Source organism: Nonlabens sp. Hel1_33_55 (assembly GCF_900101765.1).
Lineage (GTDB): Bacteria > Bacteroidota > Bacteroidia > Flavobacteriales > Flavobacteriaceae > Nonlabens.
The window spans coordinates 2,940,240-2,965,736 of sequence record NZ_LT627735.1; the positions used below are offsets into that span (position 1 = coordinate 2,940,240).

General features: G+C 36.6%; 20 protein-coding genes. 14 read left to right on the top strand and 6 right to left on the bottom strand.

What is annotated here, in order from left to right; translation table 11 throughout:
- Positions 1–37: 37 nt before the first annotated feature.
- The 3 genes from BLO34_RS13240 to BLO34_RS13250 all read right to left on the bottom strand — a co-directional run bounded on the left by BLO34_RS13240 (position 38) and on the right by BLO34_RS13250 (position 2,489).
- On the bottom strand, positions 38–1,051 hold the full coding sequence (locus tag BLO34_RS13240; protein WP_157686831.1) for a hypothetical protein: 1,014 nt from the start codon (positions 1,049–1,051) through the stop codon (positions 38–40).
- Positions 1,048–1,710: a hypothetical protein gene (locus tag BLO34_RS13245; protein WP_090755975.1), complete on the bottom strand. Its 663-nt coding sequence runs from the start codon at positions 1,708–1,710 to the stop codon at positions 1,048–1,050. Before BLO34_RS13245 ends, BLO34_RS13240 begins: the two co-directional genes overlap by 4 nt.
- A gap of 569 nt (positions 1,711–2,279) precedes the next feature.
- Positions 2,280–2,489 (bottom strand): hypothetical protein, encoded by a 210-nt coding sequence (locus tag BLO34_RS13250; protein ID WP_090755976.1) that lies wholly within the window; start codon positions 2,487–2,489, stop codon positions 2,280–2,282.
- Positions 2,490–2,973: 484 nt separating this feature from the next.
- On the opposite strand from BLO34_RS13250, the gene BLO34_RS13255 reads away from it, so the two are divergent.
- The 10 genes from BLO34_RS13255 (at position 2,974) to BLO34_RS13300 (ending at position 16,859) form a co-directional block, all read left to right on the top strand.
- Complete coding sequence (locus tag BLO34_RS13255; RefSeq protein ID WP_090755978.1) at positions 2,974–4,053, top strand: AAA family ATPase; 1,080 nt, start codon at positions 2,974–2,976, stop codon at positions 4,051–4,053.
- Positions 4,054–4,104: 51 nt separating this feature from the next.
- Positions 4,105–5,040, top strand: coding sequence for a helix-turn-helix transcriptional regulator (locus tag BLO34_RS13260; protein WP_157686833.1), 936 nt, complete (start codon positions 4,105–4,107; stop codon positions 5,038–5,040).
- Between the two features lie 40 nt (positions 5,041–5,080).
- Positions 5,081–7,087 (top strand): DUF2779 domain-containing protein, encoded by a 2,007-nt coding sequence (locus BLO34_RS13265; RefSeq protein ID WP_231959506.1) that lies wholly within the window; start codon positions 5,081–5,083, stop codon positions 7,085–7,087.
- A gap of 145 nt (positions 7,088–7,232) precedes the next feature.
- Complete coding sequence (locus tag BLO34_RS13270) at positions 7,233–7,526, top strand: hypothetical protein (RefSeq protein ID WP_157686835.1); 294 nt, start codon at positions 7,233–7,235, stop codon at positions 7,524–7,526.
- Between the two features lie 3 nt (positions 7,527–7,529).
- The gene (locus BLO34_RS13275) at positions 7,530–10,229 is read left to right on the top strand and encodes a DEAD/DEAH box helicase family protein (RefSeq protein ID WP_090755982.1); all 2,700 of its coding nucleotides are present in this window, start codon (positions 7,530–7,532) and stop codon (positions 10,227–10,229) included.
- Entirely contained in the window at positions 10,226–11,287 is a 1,062-nt protein-coding gene (locus BLO34_RS13280; RefSeq protein ID WP_090755984.1) for a hypothetical protein, read from the top strand. Before BLO34_RS13275 ends, BLO34_RS13280 begins: the two co-directional genes overlap by 4 nt.
- Before the next feature lie 10 nt (positions 11,288–11,297).
- Positions 11,298–12,842, top strand: coding sequence for a phospholipase D-like domain-containing protein (locus BLO34_RS13285; protein ID WP_090755985.1), 1,545 nt, complete (start codon positions 11,298–11,300; stop codon positions 12,840–12,842).
- The gene (locus BLO34_RS13290) at positions 12,832–14,394 is read left to right on the top strand and encodes a sigma 54-interacting transcriptional regulator (RefSeq protein WP_090755987.1); all 1,563 of its coding nucleotides are present in this window, start codon (positions 12,832–12,834) and stop codon (positions 14,392–14,394) included. Before BLO34_RS13285 ends, BLO34_RS13290 begins: the two co-directional genes overlap by 11 nt.
- Positions 14,395–15,373: 979 nt before the next feature.
- On the top strand, positions 15,374–15,949 hold the full coding sequence (locus BLO34_RS13295; RefSeq protein ID WP_090755989.1) for a DUF421 domain-containing protein: 576 nt from the start codon (positions 15,374–15,376) through the stop codon (positions 15,947–15,949).
- Positions 15,909–16,859 carry a glutaminase gene (locus BLO34_RS13300; RefSeq protein WP_231959507.1) on the top strand — a complete coding sequence of 317 codons (951 nt, stop codon included), beginning with the start codon at positions 15,909–15,911 and terminating at the stop codon, positions 16,857–16,859. The genes BLO34_RS13295 and BLO34_RS13300 overlap by 41 nt, the downstream gene beginning before the upstream one ends.
- Positions 16,860–17,119: 260 nt before the next feature.
- Here BLO34_RS13300 and BLO34_RS13305 read toward each other — a convergent pair whose 3' ends face one another.
- Together BLO34_RS13305 and BLO34_RS13310 are read right to left on the bottom strand one after the other, a co-directional pair.
- Positions 17,120–18,388 carry a porin gene (locus BLO34_RS13305; RefSeq protein WP_157686837.1) on the bottom strand — a complete coding sequence of 423 codons (1,269 nt, stop codon included), beginning with the start codon at positions 18,386–18,388 and terminating at the stop codon, positions 17,120–17,122.
- Positions 18,389–18,451: 63 nt separating this feature from the next.
- Entirely contained in the window at positions 18,452–19,990 is a 1,539-nt protein-coding gene (locus tag BLO34_RS13310) for an SLC13 family permease (protein WP_090755993.1), read from the bottom strand.
- 229 nt (positions 19,991–20,219) lie between these two features.
- Between BLO34_RS13310 and BLO34_RS13315 the strand changes: the two genes are divergently transcribed.
- From BLO34_RS13315 to BLO34_RS13330, 4 genes are all read left to right on the top strand, one after another.
- Positions 20,220–21,353, top strand: coding sequence for a hypothetical protein (locus BLO34_RS13315; protein ID WP_157686839.1), 1,134 nt, complete (start codon positions 20,220–20,222; stop codon positions 21,351–21,353).
- Between the two features lie 640 nt (positions 21,354–21,993).
- On the top strand, positions 21,994–22,392 hold the full coding sequence (locus BLO34_RS13320; protein ID WP_090755997.1) for a VOC family protein: 399 nt from the start codon (positions 21,994–21,996) through the stop codon (positions 22,390–22,392).
- A 126-nt stretch (positions 22,393–22,518) separates the two neighbouring features.
- A complete protein-coding gene (locus tag BLO34_RS13325; RefSeq protein ID WP_090755998.1) occupies positions 22,519–22,884 on the top strand; it encodes a S24 family peptidase in 366 nt (121 codons plus the stop codon).
- Positions 22,881–24,161 carry a Y-family DNA polymerase gene (locus BLO34_RS13330; RefSeq protein ID WP_090756000.1) on the top strand — a complete coding sequence of 427 codons (1,281 nt, stop codon included), beginning with the start codon at positions 22,881–22,883 and terminating at the stop codon, positions 24,159–24,161. The genes BLO34_RS13325 and BLO34_RS13330 overlap by 4 nt, the downstream gene beginning before the upstream one ends.
- Here BLO34_RS13330 and BLO34_RS13335 read toward each other — a convergent pair.
- Positions 24,148–25,440 (bottom strand): GIY-YIG nuclease family protein, encoded by a 1,293-nt coding sequence (locus BLO34_RS13335; RefSeq protein WP_090756002.1) that lies wholly within the window; start codon positions 25,438–25,440, stop codon positions 24,148–24,150. The two genes, BLO34_RS13330 and BLO34_RS13335, sit on opposite strands and share 14 nt — an antisense overlap.
- Between the last annotated feature and the right edge of the window lie 57 nt (positions 25,441–25,497).

Here is a 25,497-nt window from a genome sequence, read left to right on the forward strand (position 1 = left end):
GAATTCAATTTTATGAAAGGTTAAGATGTATCCTTATCTATTTCCCTGAAGCACTGAAATTGTGTTCTTCAAGGATGCTAACGTTTTGTTTCATCATCAAACGCAAATTTGCAATAGGTTGCGTTATAACTCCATCTGAGAAGTCTTTAATACGACCTGGTAATTCGTTATCAGGAGATTTAAAATCTAACGCTGTTTTTTGAATTTCTTTTTGGTTTACTTCACTAAAGTCCTTGTTGATGACGTATTTAGCTCCGTTTATTGCTTTTCCAGGTATTAATCTGGCCTGCGCTTCTAGTGTGACTCTCTTAGTATGATTAGAAATTTGATTGGTAATTGTTGGCAGCACCTTTTCTTTCAAAAATTTAGAAGCAATCGTGTTCGCGGGCATTGCCTTTTTTAATGCTTTCATTTTACTAGCTACCGTGGCAAGTTTCGCTGCGATTCCTGCTAAGGGTATAAATGACGTTAGGGCTGCAGCTGCCGAAATATAATTGTCTTGATCTTTCCTTTTAACTCTTTCCTTTTCGTCAAATAAAAGCTCTTCCATTTTTTCGACCACCTCTTCGGCTAGTATGAAAGGTTTAGTATCGTAATAATCTTGAAATACAATCGTTGAATCGGACTTATTGTATTCTAAATTTAGAAGGGTTAATTCATTAATAGTTTCGTAAAAAACTTGATTAACTCTAAGTTCATCGATTAGTAAAGAGTCTAAGGCATTATTTTTTACTCTCTGGATTTCACTATTAGAATCTTGAAAAGATAAAGTCTTTATAGGTTGAGCTTCTATTTCTAGAAGAGTTTTTTCATACATTTTCATCTGACCTTCAACAACATTGGGTAATAAATCCTTGAGGCGTCGCTTTCCGCTTTCAATTATCGATAAAGCCTCTGATCTGTAAGTTTCAGGTGATAATATTTCATAATTGATTTGCTCGTCACTTGAAGCGCCAATTGACTTTAAAGCATTCACGTTAGAACTCTCATTTTTACAGCTGTAAAAGGTTATCACAAATAGTAGTAAGCAACTTACTTTTATGCTCTTCATATTGTTCTTCCTAAATTGAGGGTGTTAACCACTTTTTTATCGTCCACTTTCTTCTCAAACTCGAAATAGATAATATCGTCTTCTTCATATAGGTCAGGATTTACTTCTGCCTGAAAAATTTCTTTCTTGACTATATTATTGTCATCATAAATTACATCATACATAGATTCATCTCCAATACCATTACCGATTCTGCGAACACCAACACAGATGATTTTGTTATTTTGTTGTTTCAAGTTAAATATGAAATAAAAATCTTCTGTTTCATAGAAGTATTTATATGATCCAGAAGGATCTGATTTTTCATGATTTTTTCGATCTATATTTTTCCCATCCTTAACAACACTCTTTACAATTTTATAGAAATTTCCCTGTAAATTTTGAGTTTGTGGTGGATTTGATTTAAACCATTTACGCACAGCTGAATATTCAGGATATTTGTTTTCATGATATGAATAATAATCTATCAGCTTTTTCTTTTCCAAAGAATCTGATTTAGCACTTCTATCATCAAAATATTTAATAGGCTGTTTGATCAATGTGCTGTCTAGATAATCTGCACTTGAACTAATTGCTTCTTTGGAAGTGGAGTAAGCATTTTTAGTTTGCTCGCAAGAGTAGCAATGGATTATAATTAATAATAGTAAAGATTTCTTCATAAGTTTTAGATCTGATTTGTGAATGTGTAAAAGTATCAAACAGAATAAATATTTAATGATACAAAGAATATTGTAAAATATAACTGAGTTTAATTATCATAGAAAAATTTGTAATAAGAAGGATTCAAGATAAGTTTTAATATATAATTGGTTCCAAGAAATGTATAAGTGTATTTATTTTGATGATAACTGCCAACATTATGAACGCTTAATCAGAATTGAACTTTTGAGTTTCAGTTTTCTTATGGATTGGAACCAAATTTTAGTGCCTACATGGGCAGATGAACGGAAGTTTCATGTTCTATAAATCATTTTTTGCAGTATTTTCCTAACCCTTTCCAACGCTTTTTCAACGTCCCGCAGTTGATCGGCTAAATAATATTTTTCCATTTTATAACCTTTGACTTTATTTCGCTAGTCAGCAATAAGTTTTGAGAAACACCATCTATCAAACGTTTCATCTGTTGGCTATAATTTTCGCTATAACTATTTTTTTCTTCTATTCAATTGATTTTTAATGAATCCATTGTTGAGTTAATTCGTTGCCTATAATTCTACAAAGTCCGGTTTTAGCCAACAAATTTCCAGCTTACGTCGCCTAAGTCTATTTTCTTATGCATCTCGAATTCCATCCAAGAGAATCCTGCAAATCCATTGCTGACGGTAAAACTAAATCCTGTCATCACAGCTTCTTCCACGTTGATCATAGAGCACTGTTCAATTTCATTCTTAATGGTAGCGTATTGTTCATCAGATAATGTTATTTCTATTTTCTTCATTGCTGCGATTTATTTCTTTTGATTGATGTTGATTTTAATGATGAATTTCCCCAATTCATTAATTAACCGCCACACTTCCTCCTATAGAATTCCCCCAAATTCGTTCAGATTCCATGCAGCGGATTTTTTAATTTCTAATACTTGATAAATCTAAAAGTTGACCTCGCCAGATTGCGACGTTGTGATTTAAAAGATTGATGTAAATGGTTTTCGCTTTCGCAAAAGCGAACAAAAAACCGTCACAATTTGATCAATGAAAACCCCTAATTTTCAAATTCCTCCTTGCAACGGTTTGCTTCATAAATCAAAGTAAACAATCAAATTCAGTGCAAACATATATGTGACGACCGCCAGATTAAGGCGGACTGAATTTTGTTTCGATATTTTGTGTTAATTAAGCTTTAGTGAAAGCGTGATAGAATGTGAAATTATTACCGACATGATTTGGCGTAGGTAGCCTTTATAATTGTAAAAATTTTATATCATGATTTACAAAAAGTCCAAAAACATAACCACAGCTCCAGATTTATCTGTCGTGGGAGCGGTCTCTCATGGGGAATTCCTTAATCATAAGCGGTTATTTATTCAAGTAACTGGCAATATACCTAACTCGATTTCAGAGTCAGAAATTAATATGGATCTCTTTAAAAACAAGTTTCTTAACAAGTATGAAAAACAATTTTGGGAGAGTTTTTATAGTAGGCGCGCTTTTGTAAATCATGAGGTTTCAAAGTATGATGATATGTATTATTTTCTATTTGAGGATGTTCTAGTTTATCTGAACCATCAGGATGAAGAAGTGAACATTCTTTTTTCACGTACACCTTATAAAGAAGTAGGTATGATTCACAGGCTTTTGATATCCTGCATTAAACCCAAAGAAATTGATAAGCCGTTCATAAATATTATGAGAATGGGATCAATTGGTCTAGAATTGTCCCGTTTAGAAATCAAACGAACAGATCTAGAAATAGAAATGCATTACAACGATGACTTTAAAATTGCAGACCGCACGATTAAGGGACGTTTAAATCAAAAAATGGATAAGGGCATAATACTGTTACACGGCGAGCCTGGAACTGGGAAGACCACTTATATTAAGCATTTGATAGCTTGCGTTTCTAAAGACGTCATATTTATGCCGCCTAACATTGCTGCAGATCTTACAAGTCCTGCATTTATGACACTGTTAATGAATAAGCCAGATAGTATACTCGTAATTGAAGATGCTGAAAATATTGTAACAAGTCGTGATCATAGAGGAAACTCACCTGTGAGTGCTCTGCTCAACCTTTCTGATGGTATTTTATCTGATTGCTTAAACATCCAGATAATTTGTTCGTTTAATACAGATTTGCAAAATGTTGACAAAGCATTATTACGTAAAGGACGCTTGATTGCAAAGTATGAATTTGGTAAGTTGGATGTTGAAAAGGCAAATGCGCTTTCGCGAAAGCTAGGGTTTTCAACCACATTTCTTGAACCAAGGGTTCTGACGGATATCTTCAACCAAGAAGAACAACTATTTGCGCAACATCGAAGAAAAGAAATTGGATTTCACTAAAATAAAAATCTTTTTCACTCCGACACTATTTGGCGGTCTGAATCCTTATTTTTGAGCAAAATCAAAAAAAACATGGCAGGTTACAATCAACTGGAGCGACTGGAGCGTATTGTCCAACTACTTCATTGGAAAAAGTATATCACCAAGGAAGAACTCATGGATCAATTGTGGGAACGTTACGATATCGAGATATCAGAACGCTCGTTAGAGCGTGACTTGAAGTCTTTAAAGGAGCAGTACAGTCTAGACATCGAATACAATCGTCAACACAAAGGATATTTTCTTGCAGAAGATGAGCGGCTACTTTCTCGTTTTTTCAAGTTCGCAGAATTAAGTTCGTTAGCCAAGATCTATGAAGAAGGGCTTAAGAATTATTCCCAATTTGAAAAATGGATCATACCAGATGATAGTAGCGATCTGACTGGTGTCAGTAATATCAATCCTATAGTTAAAGCTATGAATACTGGTCTCAAATTGAAGTTTAAGAAAGAGAATTTCCATACTGGGGTGGTTAAAGAATATCTAGTCACCCCACTCAGGTTAAAAGAATATTTGAACCGCTGGTACTTAATAGCGGTAGCAGACGGACAGGATTATTTCAAGAATTTCGGAATTGAGAGAATGACAGACGTGAATATCATTCGCGAGCCAGGAATCGACACCAAGAAGTTTGAAAAGAAATTGGAACGTTATAAAGACATAGTGGGCATCAACTACAGTGATGAGTATTTCTCGGCTCCTTTAAAAGTAGTTATCAAGACTTATGACTTTCAGTACAAATACCTTCAAACCTTACCGCTTCATCACAGTCAGCAGTTTACTTTATTACCTGATGAATCCGAATCTTTGGTAACTTTTCATTTACAGCCCAACCATGAATTCATTACTCAATTGTTGCGAATGAATGAGAATGTGGAAGTGCTTCAACCTACTGCATTAAGGGTAATTATCAAGGATAAACTAAAGGCCGCTCTGAAGAGGTATTAGTAGTACTGTAAAAAACCTTAATCAATCTTGATTAGCTATTATGATCAACCCAAGATATCTCACAAAATCTAGATTCAAACTAGCACTCAGTTGTCCAACTAAACTTTACTATACGAAAAAGGAAGAGTACGAGGACACCAGCGAGACCGATAGTTTCCTAAAAGGTCTTGCACAAGGTGGTTTCCAGGTCGAGGAATTGGCTCGAATGTATTTTCCTGATGGTATCGCTATTCTAGGTGAGGATTGGAATTATGACCAACACGCGGCACGAACAGCGGAATTGCTGAAGCAGGAAAACGTTACGATTTTTGAAGCAGCCTTTCTCCATGACGGTCTTTTTATAAGAACAGATATTCTGGAAAAGAAGGGAAATAACATTAGGCTGATTGAGGTGAAGGCGAAATCCATGGATAGTACTTCGCACGATTCATTCATCAAAAGTAAGGGAAAGCTAGGCTGGAGTGAATACTTATACGACGTTGCATTCCAGCAGTATGTGATCCAACAATGTCATCCAGAATGGAACATTAAGCCTTACCTTAATCTTGTTGATAAATCCAAACGGACTACCGTTGATGGGTTAAATTCTCACTTCAAAATTGTTCCTAATTCAGAGCTACGAACAAGCGTGGAAGTAACACCAGGTTTGACTAGAGACGATTTAGGAGCATCCATTCTTGCCATTATTGAGGTTAACGAAGAGGTGCAATTGATATTTAATGAGAATCCGCAAGACCCAGAACGTTCTTTTAGCGAGACTGTTGAATATTTTAAAACAAATTACCAACATGATCTGAAAATTGAAACGCCTATTGGTCCTCATTGTTATGGGTGCGAGTTCAAATTGGATGATCCTCCAACTGGTAAGTTGAGCGGATTCCATGAATGCTGGATGAGGCAATTTCCTGCTATCAAACCTGAGTTCTCCTCGCTTTCGCGAAAGCAACAACATCAAAGACTTAATGATCCTAAAACAAAACATGTTTGGAACAATCCCGTAAAAAAGGCATTTGAAAACGGAAAGGTCTTTATGGATGAATTGGAGGAAGGCGATTTTAATATCAGCCCAGATGCCTATGGTTTGAGCCGTAGTGAAAGGCAATGGCTGCAAATCCAAAAACATAAGGAAAAGGACAACTCTAGTTATGCAGATGTTGAGAACTTAAGATTAGAAATGTCCCAATGGAAATACCCGCTTAACTTTATCGATTTCGAAACCAGTGCAGTTGCAATTCCATTTACCTCAGGTATGCGACCTTATGAACAGTTAGCCTTTCAATACAGTCATCATATCGTTCATGAAGATGGTAGGGTAGAACATGCTAGTGAATACATCAATGTTGAGAAGGGCATCTTACCAAATTTTGATTTTATACGTGCTTTAAAGAGAGATCTAGAGATCAATGAAGGCAGTATCTTCAGATACCACAATCATGAGAATACGATCGTCAATGTGATTCATTATCCGCTATCCAATTCAGATGAACCAGATAGAAAAGAACTGTGCGATTTTATTGAAAGCATTAGCCACTCAACCGGGAGCAATCCCAAAACTTACGCTGCAGGTCCAAGAGATATGATAGATCTTCAAAGAACAGTAGTGCGAAATTATTTTCACCCTCAAACTGGTGGGTCGAATTCTATCAAAGCGATACTTCCAGCTGTGCTAGAATCCAGTGAACGCTTAAAGGAGAAATACACCCAACCTATAGGATCAATTAATCTAACGAGCAAGAATTTTGAGAATAACTATGTTTTCTTGAAAATGGAAGATGATGTTCCAACTAATCCGTACAAAACATTACCACCTCTATTTGATGGATTGACAAATGAGCAATTAGAAGAAGCCATTGAACACGCAACAAATGAAACGCCGCAAATAGCAAATGGTGGTGCTGCTCTTTTTGCTTATGCAAAATTACAAGGATTTGGAACTTCCGACTTGGAACATACAGAAACCGTCAATGCCTTGTTGCGTTATTGTGAGCTGGATACGCTTGCTATGGTGATGATCTATGAATACTTCAACGAGTTATGTGGGGCTTAGATAGATATGGGCGTGTAGAGTAATATATTCTCAATATTATAATATATTGTCTTTCAAAATAAAAATAGAATTTTCAATTTACTGGTTTTTAGGACATTTTTTGTGTGGCATTTAATTGGCTCGTAAGCTTATTAAATAACATAAAATGAAAATACTAAACTATCAATTGACGTCCCACTTTGAAGAACGAATGAAAATAAGACACATACCAGAGTTCTTAATTTCCCTTTGCCTTGTAAAAGGAGAAATTAAAACTACAACTAAAAACAAAAAAGAATATAGCTTGAGTCAAAATTACATTTTAGAGGCAGTTAGTCAAGGCTACTTGACTGTAGCAGAATGCCTTTGTATAAAGAAGATTGTTGTTATAGCAAAAAAGAATTTCCTTATTACCACCTATGCTACCTATGGAGATACAGGAATAAACTATAGCAACTAAATTATGAGATCTGAACCAAAAAGAACTCTTAGACAGCTTAACGCCTTTAACAAAGAAGGTCAGGACGATTACCGTGTAAATAATCTTTTAGATGGCGTTTTTCACGGCATTAAGGATTCTCAAGATTATTTAAGAAGCGCAAGAGAAGTTATTCAAAGTCAAAATGCGATAGCCATACCTGTCCAATTAGAAACCTTTAAAGATGATAATGGTAAAAAAGGCAAGACTATTCTTTGGAGATATCACCTTCAGTCAATGGATACGATAGGAGCGAAAAAATCTTCTGTAATAACCAATTACCTTTTTAAAAATGAACAAGAAACAGTTTTATCTTCTAAACCTACTGGGAATTATAAAACGGATCGAGAAAATGAAATAAGGATAAGCGATCGCAATGAAGAGGAATTATACCTTGACTTTAATAAAGATCCCGGAATTGATCACACAATCTATCTTAAAGCTAATGATTATCAAATTAGAATGCAGGAAAAAGCATTGATAACATTAAGTAAGAATCCTGAAAGTCATTATACGCCATTGCTCAGACTTTTTGATCGACCAGATAGAAGTGAACGCTATTTTGAAACTAATTATGATTATAACATTGCGGACAATATTGTTTTCAAAATCCTCAACAATACAGCTATTGACGGCGCAACAGAACAACAAGAATTTGTTAGAAAGGCTTTAGCATCTAAAGACTTTGCTCTTTTAGAAGGTCCACCAGGTTCTGGTAAAACCACTGCTATTATAGAATTAATCATCCAATGCGCCTTACAAGGACAGCGTGTTTTATTAGTTTCCTCTACGCACGTTGCAGTAGATAATGTTATCGATAGGATAATAGGTAAGTATAAAAAACATACCGAAGGTTTAATAAGTCCTATGCGTATAGCATCAAGTCCTGGAGTGATAAGAAAAGAAAGCGTAGAGCCTTATCATTTAAAGTATCTTATAAAGCATACTAAAAAAGAAATGCTCAGTAATTTGAATAAAAAGCAAGATTCTGTTGGAGTGAAGGCATTAAAGAAAAGCCTTAATTCTAATAGACCAAGCTCTAACTTCGATCAAATTATTTTGGATTCTGCAAATCTAGTAGGTGGCACGGCAATAGGGATATTACAGCATCCTGATATTAAGTCTGGCGTAGGTAAACCTTTTGATGTAATGATTGTAGATGAAGCTTCAAAAGTCACATTTCTAGATTTCTTAGTTCCGGCATTGCATGCAAAAAAGTGGGTTTTAGTTGGCGATGTAAATCAACTCTCCCCATATACGGAAGGCGATATTGTTACAGAGCATCTTAATAAATTACTAGATAAAGACCAACAAGATCTTATAGCTGAAACCTTTGAACTTCAAAAGGACTTGAAGTTGGCAAACAAAGAAAAAGTAGTTCACGTATTATTTACTAATAGGGATCAGGAACAGACAAATAATTTAAAAGATAGTGACTTAGAAATATTTCATCTAGATGCCCAAAAGTCATCTTTGTCATCTTATTCAGAACAGTGGCTATTGAATAGCGCAGATGTAATTATTACTAAGCCATCAGTAGATAATGAAATGCTTATTGCTAAACATTTGAAATTTAAAGCAAAGTTTTTCGGTGATAAACTTAGAAACCCATCTTTAAAACACTTCCAAAACCATTACCATAAAGGCGGAAACGGAAAAAGAAGTTGGATTAATAATTATTCTCATAAGCTTGATTCAGATCAAAACTGGGGCGAATTAGTAGGTAGAAGTCTTGAGCAGATGTATCAATACCGTTTTGAGCCAGAGCTTAAAAAGAATAAGAAAGTAGAATATGACATACTAGTTCCTTCTTCTATTGAGCAGAAAGTTGAAGGCCTAAGACGCGTTGCACTACCTTCTATATTAGAACTCTTGCAAATAGGCGTAGGAGAAAAAGAGCGTACAACAAAAGATGGAAGTACCACGTACAACGTGGAGAAAATACTCTATTCTGGATTTGACAGTATGACCAAAGTGAAAGAATTGAAGTTTCAATCCTTAAGCTATCAGCATCGTATGCAAGATGAGATTGCTCAATACTCAAGAAAGTATTTTTATAATGATGGAAATTTAAAAACCGCAAACACAATTCTTAAAACTCAAGATAGCCTGATAAAGGAAAGAGATAATATTTTGAAAAACTACAAGGAAGAAGAGGATGCTGTCGTTTGGATACCCAATAATTACAGCAGTTTTAAAAATAGGAAAAAGGGCAAACAACGTATTACTAATCCAGAAGAAGTAAATCATATAAAACAGGAACTACTTTCTTTTTACGCTTTCGCGAAAGCGGGAACACAACTAGAATTCGAGGTGGCAGTACTTACTTTTTATAAAGACCAAGAGTTTGAGTTAAAAGGAATGTTGAGAAGACTCACTAATCAACATCGAAAACATAAGTTTTTCACGCTCGGAAATATCAAAATAACACTTTGCACGGTAGATAAATTTCAAGGAGACGAGGCAGATATGGTACTGTTATCTTTTACCAAAGCATCTAAAGGAGCTTTCTATAACAGTCCTAATAGATTGAATGTAGCCATTACTCGAGCACGTTATAAACTTGTACTATTTGGAAATCCAGAAAGATTAAAAAAGGGAGCTGGTCTTCCAGCTCTCCAAAAAATGGCAACTGAAATTGATTCAAGATTAACGAGCCATAAATCAAAAAAACTAAAGCAATGAAACTTATACAACATACACCTACCACAACATATCAAGTACTTACGGATTATACGGAAATTAGTAAAGAGTCGCCTTTTATTTCTATTTTAAAAGTTTGTTCGGAACAATCTCCATTCACTGTTGACGACTTGCAAGACTTCTTAAGACCTTTAAACAAGAACGCAGTTAAGAACATAATACATAGATTAGAACAGCTCGATTATTTAATGAAATATAAAGAAGATTCTGATGAAGACTATCAAGAACATAGTGATGAGTTAGAATACTGGATTAGTGCTAGAGGCATCGAAGTATGCCTTAAAGAAGAGATTGAAGAAGAAAAAAGAGGTATTATAGCAATGACCATTGCTTATCCTAAAAATGCACATCCAATAATCGTAAAATTAGAGCCTTTAAGCAAAGACGGATTTCAAGATCAAGAAAACACTAAGAACAATGCTAAAAGAGAATTCAATGATTTCATTAATCAAAGTCAGCACTTAAAAAACGGCACCTTTAAATTAAAACATATTGAAGATACTTATGTCGTTAGAGAAAAGAAGGAACAGGATTACATCTTCCATTTTAATGAGGAGAATTATACAACTCAACTTCTAGATTTTTCAAATACCGTTGAAACCTCTATAAGCGAAGTAATTGCAGAACTATTGACTAATGAGTACCAGAGTACTTATGATGAAGAGCTACAATTAATAAGGATGCCTTTTGACCATAATGCCCTCTCACTAAAAAGAACTATTTCTATAGAGAACCCAAAATACAACGGTCTTTACTTTAATAAAATGGAACTCGAAAAACCTGTTCAAATAAGTCCATTGGATGACCAAGAAGCAGAAAAATGGTTTACCGCACTAGTTGTTTCTCGCATTCAAAATTATTTTTTCTCTGATGAAGAGTTTCATATTTACACAAAAGAGATTGCTGAAGAATTTGTAGAGTTCATTCAGTCGTTGAATAACTCAATATCAAGAATGGAGTTACTCAATAAATTACATAAAAATCCTGCTGATTTTTACATCAAAGCAAAACTAGACACCATCAATTATCTTAATTATTAAAGACAATCAAATGCATACTATAAATTTCAAACAAACATTCCGTAATGAAGAGTTTCTTGATAATGTCTTTATTCCTTCCAAGACTAACTGGCAAAGTACAGAAGAGCAGCAGTTATCTGTAAAAGAATCAGGACCCAAACAGGTACTTTTTCACAATATTATAGAACACATCGAGCAAGCTGAAGAAATGATTTGCTTACAGTCTTTTCTCATTCAAGATACAAGTATTATAGACGCCTTAGTTAAAGCAAGTCAAAGAGATGTCAAGGTATTTATTCTGGACGCAGCAGAAACACGATTAAAAACACAGGCGTATCCAGAAGACGATAGCTTTATTTTCGATGAGTACAAGGAGATGATCAACAATAAATTTAGAAGAAATTTTGTTCATCGTCAGGCAGAAAACCTTCACGCAAAATTTATTTTGATTGATCCAAAATCATATAATGCCAATGGATTTCTGTTTACAGGCAATTTTAATGAAAAGCCTTTTAAAGAAAACCCAGAGCTAGGCATTGCACTTGATGAATCACAAACTAATGACTTATTTAAGCTATTTGTATATCATTTTTGGGAACACACTACTGATGAGCAGAATGATACCCAAACCTTTGATAAAGTTCGACCAGCAAACAAATTTCAAGCACCAAAATTAGATCATATTCTTTGCACATCTCCCAATCCAGATTTATCTAATCTAAAGAGCACTCTACACAACGCTATTAAGAATGCAGAGGATCAAATTTCATTTTCAACGTTTGGGTTAGATATTGAGCACGAACTAGCGCAAGGGATTTTAAACAAGATTAAATCAGGGATTGAAGTAACCATCTTTTGCAGACCAAGGGAAAAAACAATCGTAAACCATATTTCGGAATTACAAAAAGCTGGTGCAATGGTATTCTGCCATCCACTGATACACGCCAAAAGTATTATCCTGGACGGTAAAGAAGCGTATGTTTTTACAGCAAACTTTGAAAAGCACGGAATGGATACTGGATTTGAGGTTGGTATATCTCTCAGTAATAAACAAACGAAAGACTTAATCGGAATATATAATAAATGGAAACAGGATTTCCCGTTGACATTTCACTCTCAAAAAAGTGTACAAGAAATTAGCAACTACAATGCGTTTAAAAACAATGCACTAATAACTGATGAAATTTCAGAAACTAAAAAAATTCTGCAGAAAAAAGAGATCACAAAACTAATGGACTTAACTACTTTTTTAAAGGATACTAATGGGACGAATAATTTTGAAAAGCATAAAAATTTAGAAATCAGTAAAGTAGCTACTTTAAAAGCATTTACGGAAAACGAATCAGCTAAGTTAGAACCTGTTGATGAGGTACTTTCTAAGGTATTGATTAAAGCAACGAGTTCTTCTAAAAAGAAGAAAGGAGAAAATAGGCCACAAGAAGCAGAGATCAAATGGAGAGCTACAGATAAGATAGTTGTGAACGTAAATTGGGTAAAGTCAAATAAAAAAGAGCTGCTACAAAATATTAATTCAAAATGGTCGGAATATAAAAATATGGAGCTTTATGGAAATTAAAAACTGCCTTTTAACTTGGGATTCTTACAACCACGGTTTTATTGTTACTGCTAGAACTATTCTTGGTTTATTGGAGAACGAAAGTATACTAATAAGTGAAGTCTTGTATTTACATAATCAACCATTAACTAATCAAAACATAGCTGAAAGAAAAAGCTTTTTCAAGGAAGACTTAGATGCTAAAACTTCAATTGATAGAGAAAGATTAACAAAGGTGAAAAGGGTAAGAGATCAATTTGAACTACAAGACAAACCTATTCCTAAATTCACAAATAAGGGAATAAACATAAAAAACGTGACGCATTACCAGTCTATCTTTGATGGGTTGGTAAAATTGCTTAAATCTGATTTTAGTTTCTATTCTGGTAATTTACATATTAATGTTTCTCCTGGTACACCGCAAATGCACGTCGTCTGGTTAATGCTGAATGCGAGCGGCTACCTTCCTGAGAATACTAGGCTATGGTCTAGCCAATGGTCTAAAGCAGATGATAGTTATGCCATTGACGAAATAAAATTTAAGCCTAAAACGTATTTAAGTGAAGTTCTCAAACGTAAGTTTAATGATACTTTTACTCCGTTAATAAACCCTAACGATACTCAATCTGGACTTCGTAAAGAGGCAGAGAAACGCATTGAAGTATTTGCACATTTATTAGACGTTCCGATAATGCTGCTTGGTGAACGTGGAACAGGAAAGTCCACCTATGTAAGAGAAGTAATAGCACCATTACACACTGACTTACCTTATAAAGAACTGGCGTGTGGAACTTTTAATGAAGAACTATTAAGAAGTGAACTATTTGGGTTTACAAAAGGTGCTTTTACAGGAGCAAATCAAAATAAGAAAGGGATATTAGCCGAATTTGAAAATGGAGGTGTTCTGTTTTTGGATGAAATTCAAGACTTATCAAAACCCTTACAACGACAGCTTGTTCAAGTATTACAAACTGGCAAGTATTATCCTATAGGATCTAATGAGCCCAGAGCAGCTAAATTCAGATTAATAACTGCAAGCAATAAAAGTTTTCAAGAGTTAAATGACGTTCACTTAGATTTAGATTTTATAGATAGAATAGCTCGTTTTATAGTAGAGATACCACCGCTTAGAAAATCAAGGGAAGATTTGTCTAGGTTTTGGAATGAAGCTTGGAAAAGTATCCACAGTAGTGATGATGGTCCACAATTGATAAAAGACGCTGCAATAAATAAATTTTTAGCTGAAGATCCACTTTATGGAAATTTTAGAGATTTACAACGACTTGCCGCAATAGTAGGCGCCTTTTACTTATCCCATAAGAACCAAAAAACTGCTGTAAAAGAAGGTATTTCAGAATTTAAAAAATGGTCTACTATCCAGCAGTCCAGTAAATCGAGCGACAGTTTTTTTTTAGATAGTAAAGACTATAACCACATAATTGCCCATTTTAACAAGGAACTAGTTCTCTGGGCTGAATCTAACTACGGTTCACTTCAGGAAGCAAGTAGAGTTCTCAAACGTTCAGAAAGTGCCTTAAGAAAGGATAAAAGCATGGAGCGGTTGAAGAATTAAGATAAACTGATGGTAAGTTATATAGTTGAAAGCTATTAAAACAAATAGATTTTTTTCTAAGTGCTCTCGATTGATTAAATGCGGTCTAGAACGATAAATAAAATATCACACTTCAAATGCTAAATAGATTGATGTGGTTTTACCTAGCTGAGAAGAAGGTATTGAAACTCTCCAAAAATTACTGTTTACAAGCTATTAGTTCATAAGTCTTCGATCGCTCGGCTACCTCGCTAAGACGAAAAATTAGTGGAATAGAGTTCAACATGGTAGGGCTTGTTTTCTTATTACCCAACTTTGATCATTTTATCGCCTATAAGTAAGTCTTAGAAACTTATGATTGAAGTATTATTAGATAATTCAATCTAGAGTATACAAAAGACAGGTTATACTTGAAGTAGAGATAGTTAAAGCCCCTTTGATGAGATCAAGATTTTAGGGTCGATTAAAAAGGCTAGCGTGAGTATCAAAGCGAGTATCATTTTGCTTAAATTTGTATGGTTTTCAAAATAACAGCAATTGATTATGAGTGAGTTAGAAAATAAAATCATTGAGGTCACAAACTTAGGATCTAGTGCTTCACGGCGTGCAGGTTCGATTCCTGTCATCCGCACAAAGAAAACCGAAGAGAAATCTTCGGTTTTTTTTATGGAGATGATTTCATAGGCTAGAAGTATACGATCTAATCTCAAAAACTACATTCATACTCTTCTCTCACTTCTCAAGATTTTATTGACTTCGATCTCACATAAAAAGAAGATCAACCAATTTGCTTTTCTATGATATGCTCGCTTAACTCGCTATTGAATCTCGTCCGGTATTGGCATTAACTTCTATCACACCTCTCATTCTTGAATAGGATCCTAAAAAATCACCTACAATATACATTTTCAAATCCTAAAAGATCACAAAGATTTTTCTACCTACTTTAAGTATGTGTACTTTGTTGTACTTCAAAATAAGAACTTGTAAATAATTTAAAATGAACGAAGCTTTTTCATTCGATATAACTAACGTCATAGGGATATTAGTATCATCTGTGATTATCTACGTCATCGTCATTCTCTATTTAAGGGTGATGGGAAAACGATCGACCTCTGAACTCAATGGCTTTGACTGGATCGTGACCGTTTCAATAGGATCTATTTTTGCATCCACGGTGCTGCTTGACAATATTTCTGTGTTTGAAGGCGCGATAAATATTCTGGTGCTACTCATCCTTCAATTTATAACCACAAAGCTGGTCTATCGCTTTAAAGGTTTGAGAGGTATCGTAAAATCAAACCCTCACTTGTTGTTATATAAAGGTAAGTTTATCGATGAGAATTTAAAAAAAGAACGGATTTTGAAGTCCGAGATCTATGCAGAAGTCCGGCAGAAAGGTTTCAAGTCGATAAAACAGATCTACGCCATTGTGCTGGAAACCAATTCGAAAATAAGTGTGATTGCAGACGATGATGATGAATCTATAGGTTTTTCTCTCAGTGATGTCATGGGACTGCCTGACGGACTAAAAGATGATCTTCAAGAACATAGTGAAGGTGAAACAAATGGTTGATTATCAAAAGACAATTGAAGAAATTCACGAGTCCATTCTGAGGGAAGAAAATAAAGGAGAAATAGCTAGCTATATTCCTGAGCTGGCGCAGGTCAATCCTGAGAAATTTGGAATTCATCTGCTAATGGCAAACGGTAAAAGTTATGGTACTGGAGATTCTAAAACCAAGTTTTCTATTCAAAGTATTTCCAAAGTATTGTCTTTAACGCTGGCTTATAAATCAGAAGGTGATTCAATATGGAAGCGAGTTGGTGTGGAACCATCGGGTAATCCGTATAATTCTTTGGTGCAACTGGAAGATCATAAAGGTAAACCGCGTAATCCTTTGATCAATGCCGGAGCGCTGGTAATCTGCGATATTTTGGTTTCCAAATTCAAAGATCCCGCAAAAGAGTTTCTGGATTTTGTTCATTCTATATGCTCGAAGGATAATGTTGGGTACGACATGTCTGTAGCAAAATCAGAAAAGTCCGTGGGATACAGGAATATCGCTCTGTGTTATTACCTCAAATCCTTTGATAATATCGAGAACGATCCAGAAGAAGTGCTGGATTTCTACTTTACCATGTGCTCCCTAGAAATGAGTTGTGAGAATCTGTCACGAGCATTCATGTTTTTAGTTAAAGATTCTTTTAAAACAACGAATAACGAACAGCTTATTTCTCCCAAAAAGGCAGACCGTATCAATGCGATCATGCAAACTTGCGGTTTTTATGACGAGTCTGGTGAGTTTGCCTTCATGGTAGGCCTTCCAGGAAAAAGTGGCGTTGGTGGTGGTATCGTCGCGCTACATCCTGAAAAATATTGCATCGCCGTTTGGAGTCCGCTATTGAATAAAAAAGGTAATTCGTATCGTGGTATGAAGGCTTTGCAACAATTCACTACAAAAACAGAGTCCACCATTTTTTAAAAAGGTATCCATTCAATTTGTTAGGATCCCGATAAATAATATCTACCTCTAGTTCAGCTATTGTAAAATCAGGTTTTCTTTTATCCAACTCTTCAAAAGCTCGACATTGCTTTGAGTATCATTGAAGTTAAAGTGTTTTTGAGGTTTTCGCTTTCGCGAAAGCGATATATACCAAAGTCCGCCTTGCTCTCAAATTAGTGATGTCATGGATTGAAGCGTCAACTTTAAAACCGGAACGCTCAGCAAGAGATGTTTTGTGTTTAATTAAACTTAAATTGATACATCAAAACCGCCATGGAATTGCGTGTGGTTTTCATCGACATGTCCTTCATAATGACGGGCCAGTTCTGATATCCAAAAACAAATTTGGAATTGTGACCGCGCAACAAAAAACTGATGCCGCCTTCATAAAGCATCACGGGATCATCAAATGCGTCCAGATCTAAATATTGAGCCGTGACAAACGGCTGAATTCCCTCCATCAATGGCGCCTCACCTTCCAGTTTTTGTAGATAACCTGCCTGTAAAACAAAGATGTTACCGGTTCCATTAACAGGAACCGCATTCCCAACGCCGTTGAAAGAAGAACTCTGTCCAGCATCCACAACGTTGTCTGCCGCCAGATTACGTACATAATTGGGACCTATATCATGATTGAGGTAGGCCGCATAGAGTGTCCATGAATGATTGTTGGTCAGTTTTTGCTCATAGAACGCATCAATGGCAAAGGATCTAGCAGCGTGTGTCAGTGTATCGTTTTGAACCGATAGGCTAGCGGCAGATTTGGTTTGATTGAGAAAACCTACTCCAACGTTTAGGATGTCTTTGGTACCTAGAAAAGTCCCTGCGCTAAATGGTGTGCTGGGTTCATTTTCTAAGAATTGGTATTTCACGTAGGCAGAAGTGTACAAAGAGTTGGGATTGTAGACCAGTTTTGCATCATCTGTCAAAACGGAATTACTTCTTGTATTGACAGGTTTTGCTATCACGGCACGATAATCCAACTTCCCTGAGATACCGTGAGCCGCAATGGAGTATTTTCTATAACGGTCATCCTGAAAGTTGAGCAATGGTCCTGCTGCAAAATTCACATCCAGACCCAGCGAGTTTGAAGATGAAGGTGCTGCATAGCGAGACAATCCAGTCCAACCGCTTTTACCGGCGGTAATGATCAACTTATCACTAAACTTATAGTTCATGTACATTTCCAGTATGGTTGGAGGTGTGTCGGGATTCTTGAGATTGAGGTTGTTGTTACCTATCAATAGCGCAAAATTGATATTTTCAGACGCACGACCCTTGAAGGACAATCGATATCTACGTATGGAGATATCATAGACATGGTCCACCGGATTATCATTGATCCTTGAACCTGGATTCAGATCGCTGTATCGCATCCATATCTGGCCAGAACCACTAATGGTAAGACCTGAAGTGATCTCCTTTCCCTCATTAAGAGTTGTAGGCTGCGCCATAACTCCATATGCGCCTAGCATACTTAGAGCTATAAATAATTGTTTAAAATTCATTTTGATTGGTATTGTATGTTGGAAACTCATCGATTAGCTCTTAACCGATCTATGCTTATTTTTTTACTTGGTTAAGTGACTCATATATTCCTGAAATTCCAGAGGAAAATGGAATTTATCAAAGTCCCATAAATAGGGAAGTAGGAAGTAGGTGATAATAGTTACTACTATGATTGAAACCACATTCAGGGAGGCACCCACCCGCACCATATTTTTTACCTTGAGGTATCCAGATCCAAAAACGACAGCATTAGGTGGAGTAGCCACCGGCAGCATAAAGGCACAGGAAGCTGCGAGTGTTGCGGCAACCATAATCATATAGGGATGGAATCCCATGGAGAAGGCAATGGGTGCGAGAACTGGTAGGAGCATGGCTGTGGTTGCAAGGTTTGAAGTTACTTCTGTCAATAAGTTTACGGCAGCAACTAGTATGAGCATTAGCACAAACAGGTCCAGTCCTTTTAAATAACCTAGTTGCGCGGCAATCCATTCTGCCAGACCGGTGTCCGTAAAACCACTGGCCAGTGCCATACCACCTCCAAATAATAAGATAATTCCCCATGGAAGTTGCACGGCTTCATCCCAGTTGAGCAATCTGCGACGTTGAGACTTTGCAGAAATCATGAACAGGGATATCGCAGCAATCACAGCAATGATGGTATCATCAATCATGGGAATGAATTGTTCAATAAATGATCTGAAGATCCATGCCATTGCTGTTATTAGGAACACCCAGGAAACTGCCTTCTCTTCATATTTCATTTTGCCCAATTCACCTAGCATTAATTTGATTTGAGCATGACCTCCAGGGAAAACGGCTTCGTTTAGTTTAAAGGCGTACTTAGTTAAGTAAATCCATGTTATGCAAAGCAATATCAATGAAACAGGTAGTGCGAACATCATCCAGTCTACAAAGCTTATTTTGATTCCGTAAAGTTCTTCAACAACTCCAGCTAGAACCAGATTAGGCGGTGTTCCTATCAAGGAAGCAAAACCTCCAATGGACGCGCTGTAGGCAATGGAAAGCATCAGCGCCTTGCCTATTCTCTTGGATTTCTTTTTGCTGATGTTAATTTTAATTTGGGTAATAATGGCGGTTCCTATGGGAAGCATCATCACGGCCGTGGCCGTGTTTGAGATCCACATGGATAGGAAAGCCGTGGCTAACATGAATCCCAGTATGATATACTTTATTTTGGATCCTACCAGGTTGAGTATGTTCAGAGCAATACGTTTATGGAGGTTCCACCGTTCAATCGCGAGCGCTAGAATGAAACCACCTATATAAAGAAAGACATACTTATGTCCATATGAAGGTGTGGTTAGTTTAAGATCCATCGCACCGGTAAGCGGGAATAATATGATGGGTAATAGAGCGGTGACCGCAATAGGAACTGCTTCAGAAATCCACCAGATCGCCATCCATATAGCAACTGCCAATACACTAAAGGCTTCTGGTGACATACCTTCTGGTGCCTCAATAAAAAAGTGGAGAATGATAAAGACCAGTGGTCCTAATAATAGGGAAAGGTTTTTCCATTTTTTGGGTTCCTTTCTATTGGGGCTTTTATTTCCAGAAATTTTTTGAACGTCTTTGATCATCGTTAAGGTATTATGTTAATGTGATGGAAGACTATCTTTAAATGAATAACATAATCATTCAATTATCATATTCTTAATCTTTGCAAGAATATTTGAGATAGTGAACAATTTTATGTGATTATTTCATTAATCTTTATGTTTCAAGGAATTTTATTGAATTTTATCAAATTTTATTGATTCTTATTATGATATTCATAATTTCGATATATAACTATTTACCCCAATTAGAATGAAAATGAAGGAGTATTATGAAGAGATCACCAGTAAGCTAGAAACGCTTTATGGAAGTTTTGATGCAGATAAAAAGCGCTTCAAGAATAGTCCCAACTCAAAAATCGCAAGAGATTTAGGTTATAGTGATTCTCAATTTTCTCGCCTTATTAATGGTACTGCAACAACGAATGAGTATCAAAGGACCTTGCAAAATGTCAATCGCATTCTTTACATCAGGGACTTAGAAAATAGTGCTAAGAATATCAATCCAAAAGATTCTAATAGGTTCACGACGCTATGGATGCCCTTTGCTCTAGTAACTAGTGTTTTGCTGATAAGTGCCATTTTTTTCATACTAAATAAAGATGAAGAGGAGTCTTTAGAATTCCCTAAAGATTATACACTCCAATGGGCTTTTGAAACTGATTTTGTCAACCCTTATACGAAGTTGAGTGAGCTGCCTGAAAATTGTGACTACCCATGTTACAGACTTCAAGGAGAATGGAGTTTAAAAGAAAAATACAAAGTGCCGCTTTATGTAGAAAGTAATGGTTTTCATTATCTGGCGGTAGCTTCAAAGATGTACACTAGATGCGTGACTGATGAATCTGCTAATGGTGAGCTGTTGGAAGGATACGAATACCAGCAGCACGAAATATGGTTCAATAAAACCACCGCAATCATCAAGAAAAGCGGTAGCGATCAAAAAGAATCAACAGTAGATATGAATACCTATCAGTCGTTAGATCTTGAAAAGGATGATCGTTTTGTCAAGATAGCTACAATCAATACTTTTTTTAGAAACCAATTCTCTTTAACAGATTCCATTAGAAGAAATGGTCAAGTAATAGGTAGAGAACTTTTACGCATTGGAGATGACGTATTGAGCGAAAACTTATCACCTAAGGAAATTCAATTCATTAAAAAGAAGCTGACAAATATTGCCAATAACAATCTGGAAGATTTTTCCAGACCTATCAATTGCAGCGCCTCGCCATTACCTGCCGTGGATTACGACTCTGTTGAAAATGGCTCGCTTATGAGTTTTGAATGTCATCTTACCACGAACAACTTGCCCATTGGATATGTAAAGACGTTTGAATTAGACAAACAGTTCATACGAACTAAATGTAGGAGTGCGGTAGAGTGAACATCAGTTCTGACCTAATAACTATTTAGATGATTGTTGTTAGTGTTCACATCAGCAGATGTGTCTTGAAGTGATCGCAGTAAAGTGACGTCAAACTTCAATCTTGAAAGGTTGCACCCATTTTTTATAAATACAACCATTACGTTTAGAAATAAAATTTCTAAAACCTTCCACATCGCTAATTCAAACCTCAGTTAATAAATTCCATGTTGCTTTTCTTGATACAGTTGTAATTGATAAGTTTTCAAAATTCCAGTCCTAATTTTTTAGAACTGAAACTTTAAATATGATTAAAACAGCTGCTGTTGGTTTTCTTTAAATCTATAAATCAATGATATCTGGTTTATTAGATAAGAGCTTTGATAATGAGCAAGATGATAATTCAAAGAGCACGGCAATTACATCATTATTCGCAGCCCCAACAATTCCTTAAGTTTTACCAATTAACAGAATCTAAGTTTTTATGTAGGAAACATCCTTATATCTTTAAAAGAAAAGATGAAAAAGATATTCCGAATTATTACCGTGATCCAGATGGCTTACTATGCTTACGACTACATTAAGTCTAAAACTTCTAAGAAAGAAAGCGCATAAGAATCCCGATCACTAACACTTACTTTAATTACTAACTAAAACAACTATGAAAATTCAACCTTATTTATCCTTTAGAGGGAATTGCATGCAGGCGTTTAGCTTTTATCAAAATCTTTTTGGAGGGCAGACTCACAACAAAGAAACTTGGGAAGGAAAATCAACCGACATTCCAGAAAATTACCGCGACAAGATCCAGCACATTGAATTGAAGGGATCTGGATTTCACTTCATGGGCTACGATGTATCTCCAGATACCGTACTCAATAAAGGAAACACAACCTGCATGAGCATCGATTTGGATAGCCGTGAGGAAGCAGACAAATTATTTGATGCACTTTCTAAAGGTGGTACCAAAAACGAAAATATGTATGAATCCAGCTGGGGCGATTACTACGGTAGATGTACTGACCAGTTTGACATCACTTGGATGATTAATGCTAAATAACAAAGGCATATAGTAATACGAACAATATGTAAAAGACTAAGATCCTATAAGTTCGACTTACAGGATCTTTTTCAATTTCAGCAAATTCTGAAAGTTGCTGATGAATACTCTTATTAAATTGCAATAATGAAAGCTAATAACATCAATCGGATTCAAAAACCTGCCGATAATCATCGCGTGGAGCGGCCTAGGCAAACTGGATTCTCCAGTCCAGCGACGCATTACAACGAGCCCAGGATCGATTTGAATAGCGTGTTGGTCAATAATAGCGAGGCTACTTTTTACATCAGAGTGGTTGATGAATCCTTTGCAGAATTTGATATCCATAAAGATGATGTGCTTATTGTAGATAAGTCCTTGAATCCTCAGGCGAACCAGCTGGCGATTGTTATTCAAGAAGATAGTTTCCAGATCTTGAGAATGAAAACGATGGAACTGTCAGAGATGACGGTTTGGGGCGTGATTACGTATATCATAAAGTCGGTGGTATGATTGCGTTGGTGGACTGCAATAGTTTTTATGCTTCTTGTGAGCAGGTATTTCGGCCAGATTTGAAGAATCGACCGGTGATAGTGTTGAGCAATAATGATGGTTGTGTCATTGCGGCAAACAAACAAGCCAAAGCACTCGCAGAAATCCCTATGTTTCAGCCTATTTTCAAGATTAAAAAACTGCTGGATCAGAACAATGTCGCTTACTTTTCTTCCAACTATACACTCTACAGCGATATGTCCAGAAGAGTAATGGACACGCTCAAATTATTCTCTCCACTGATTGAAGAATACAGCATCGACGAGAGTTTTGTGGACCTGTCGCATTATCCGCACAAGGATTTTAATAATTACGGCAGGAGAATCAAATCCACCGTAGAGCAAAATACGGGCATTCCCGTAGGCGTAGGAATTGCCAAAACTAAATCACTCGCCAAACTCGCCAACAAATTCGCTAAGAAACTACCAGAAAACAAAGACGTCTACGTGGTCGATACAGAGGAAAAACGAACGCACCTTCTCAGTAGTTTAAAAGTAAAAGACATTTGGGGCGTTGGTAAAAAACACGCTATTAGACTTCAAGATAAAAATATCATTACGGCACTGGACTTTGCACAGATGCCAGTCGGTTGGGTGCGCAAGGAAATGACTGTGATAGGCGAGCGGTTGTGGCGCGAACTCAACAACATACCGTGTCTGGAACTGGTGGATGAACCAGATGCCAAACAAGGCATAGGTACCGCAAAATCCTTTGGTTTTATGTTGACTGACTACAGCCTCATTGCAGAGGCCTGCAGTTATTACGTGGCTGAGGTTGCAGACCTGCTCAGGCAGCAAAACAGTTCTGCTACGATGATTGAGGTAGGATTGCAGACCAATAACTTCAGCCAGCACGATAAGCAGTACAGGAATAAGATCAGCATCCAGTTGGATAGTCCTACAAACAGCACGTTGAGATTGAATAAGGAAGCACTCAATGGACTCCAGCAGATTTTCAAAGAAGGTTACCGTTATAAAAAGGTAAGTGTGAATCTGCTCCAGATAGTTCCTGATAATCAAATACAGACCAGCTTATTTGATGAGAAACACAAGAACGAAAGCAAAGAAATCACCCAAGTAATCGACGCACTGAACGATAAATACGGCAAGAACAAGGTTAAGGTCGCTACTGTGGGAAATCGCGAGAAGGAATGGGCATTGATCAAGGAACACCGCAGTCCCAGATATACCACACAATGGCAGGAATTGCTCACGATAGGAAAACCTACATATCCATAGGGATATCGTTTTTCAAGAGTTTGGAAACGATCCTATTCGTATCATAATTATTGGGCTTAATCTTCATCCTGCTCAACACGTCATTCTCATTGCGTATGGAATCCTCACGATCAATAAATCCATAGCCCTGATAAATACCATTCAGCAGATATACAAACGCATCTTCATTTTCAGATCTACCTGCAAGTTTGTAGAAATGCCGTGTTTTGATCTGACTCCATTGGTCCAGCGCAAAAGCAAATTTCTTATTATAGATTTCAATTTCAATATCGCCAGCGCATACGCAAGGCAACTTTCTCACTCGGCTTCTCGTACACGGTCCCTTGATTTTTTCAAGACCACAATTCTTGCGGCATAAATCGTTGCTGGTGCAAAAATCCTCCAGCGCTTTTTTGACAGATTCCCTATTGAAATACCGCTCCGGTAAATTGTCCGTATAGTCCTTCCTGACGATGCTTGCTTTTGAAATCCCGCTGGCCGTGCTACCTATATTGATGATGTATGGCGCTGCATCATTCACCTGCTGGGAATTAAAAACCGGCCGCAATCGCTTGATATTTTCCGATTCTACCAGTTGAGCAACCACGTCATTTCCCGTGTATTCCACCGTGATTTCTGCCACCTGATCATAATCAATTGTCGCCTTAGTTTCCTTTTTGGAAAAATGACTTTGCAGCCGCTTCCTCAAATTTTTGGCCTTACCCACATAGATTACATCCCCATTTTTATCATAGAAAAAATACACGCCTGCCGCATTTTTCACATCCTTTATCAAGGAGTTGGCACCATCAAATTCGTGTCTTGGATCCTTATTAAATTCCGCGGCCAGTGTACTGTGGTTGGAAAGTAATTCTAGAAGTTCACTGGGAAAATCAGTGCTTGAGGGATTCCGCTTTCGCGAAAGCGTGCTCAAAAAATCTTCCTGCAATTCCACATCTTTTTTGCTCCTAGAGAAATAATAACGAGCGGCCACGGAAAAGTTGAAACCAATGGTTCTGAACAATCCTTTGATCAATAAGAATTGCTGTGCGTTGAAAAATCGCAAGTTTTGATCCTCAAATGCCTCGATAAGATCCTCTGCAACATCACAAAATGGTGGTGCATTCAAGATCTCCATACGGTCCAGCTGCAATTGCTGCGCCAGCCTTTTGGGAAGTGCACAATCTGGCCTAAATAGATACGAAGTAGTCGAGCCATTACTGTCGTCAAGTATAGTAATTCTAAACGGGAACTCCTTTCTGGAGGTGGCAGGAATGGACTGTACAAACACTGAAATCATACGTCAAAAATATGGAATATTTCCATTGTTTATGTAGGAATTATTCCTAATTGATCG

Excerpts from the sequence above, each read along its gene's own strand:
- BLO34_RS13280 (WP_090755984.1), top strand. The coding sequence starts at position 10,226 with ATGAAACTTATACAACATACACCTACCACAACATATCAAGTACTTACG.
- BLO34_RS13265 (WP_231959506.1), top strand. The coding sequence starts at position 5,081 with ATGATCAACCCAAGATATCTCACAAAATCTAGATTCAAACTAGCACTC.
- BLO34_RS13275 (WP_090755982.1), top strand. The coding sequence starts at position 7,530 with ATGAGATCTGAACCAAAAAGAACTCTTAGACAGCTTAACGCCTTTAAC.
- BLO34_RS13335 (WP_090756002.1), bottom strand. The coding sequence starts at position 25,440 with ATGATTTCAGTGTTTGTACAGTCCATTCCTGCCACCTCCAGAAAGGAG.
- BLO34_RS13290 (WP_090755987.1), top strand. The coding sequence starts at position 12,832 with ATGGAAATTAAAAACTGCCTTTTAACTTGGGATTCTTACAACCACGGT.
- BLO34_RS13330 (WP_090756000.1), top strand. The coding sequence starts at position 22,881 with ATGATTGCGTTGGTGGACTGCAATAGTTTTTATGCTTCTTGTGAGCAG.
- BLO34_RS13245 (WP_090755975.1), bottom strand. The coding sequence starts at position 1,710 with ATGAAGAAATCTTTACTATTATTAATTATAATCCATTGCTACTCTTGC.
- BLO34_RS13305 (WP_157686837.1), bottom strand. The coding sequence starts at position 18,388 with ATGAATTTTAAACAATTATTTATAGCTCTAAGTATGCTAGGCGCATAT.
- BLO34_RS13270 (WP_157686835.1), top strand. The coding sequence starts at position 7,233 with ATGAAAATACTAAACTATCAATTGACGTCCCACTTTGAAGAACGAATG.
- BLO34_RS13315 (WP_157686839.1), top strand. The coding sequence starts at position 20,220 with ATGAAAATGAAGGAGTATTATGAAGAGATCACCAGTAAGCTAGAAACG.
- BLO34_RS13295 (WP_090755989.1), top strand. The coding sequence starts at position 15,374 with ATGAACGAAGCTTTTTCATTCGATATAACTAACGTCATAGGGATATTA.
- BLO34_RS13325 (WP_090755998.1), top strand. The coding sequence starts at position 22,519 with ATGAAAGCTAATAACATCAATCGGATTCAAAAACCTGCCGATAATCAT.
- BLO34_RS13240 (WP_157686831.1), bottom strand. The coding sequence starts at position 1,051 with ATGAAGAGCATAAAAGTAAGTTGCTTACTACTATTTGTGATAACCTTT.
- BLO34_RS13320 (WP_090755997.1), top strand. The coding sequence starts at position 21,994 with ATGAAAATTCAACCTTATTTATCCTTTAGAGGGAATTGCATGCAGGCG.
- BLO34_RS13300 (WP_231959507.1), top strand. The coding sequence starts at position 15,909 with ATGATCTTCAAGAACATAGTGAAGGTGAAACAAATGGTTGATTATCAA.
- BLO34_RS13250 (WP_090755976.1), bottom strand. The coding sequence starts at position 2,489 with ATGAAGAAAATAGAAATAACATTATCTGATGAACAATACGCTACCATT.
- BLO34_RS13255 (WP_090755978.1), top strand. The coding sequence starts at position 2,974 with ATGATTTACAAAAAGTCCAAAAACATAACCACAGCTCCAGATTTATCT.
- BLO34_RS13310 (WP_090755993.1), bottom strand. The coding sequence starts at position 19,990 with ATGATCAAAGACGTTCAAAAAATTTCTGGAAATAAAAGCCCCAATAGA.
- BLO34_RS13285 (WP_090755985.1), top strand. The coding sequence starts at position 11,298 with ATGCATACTATAAATTTCAAACAAACATTCCGTAATGAAGAGTTTCTT.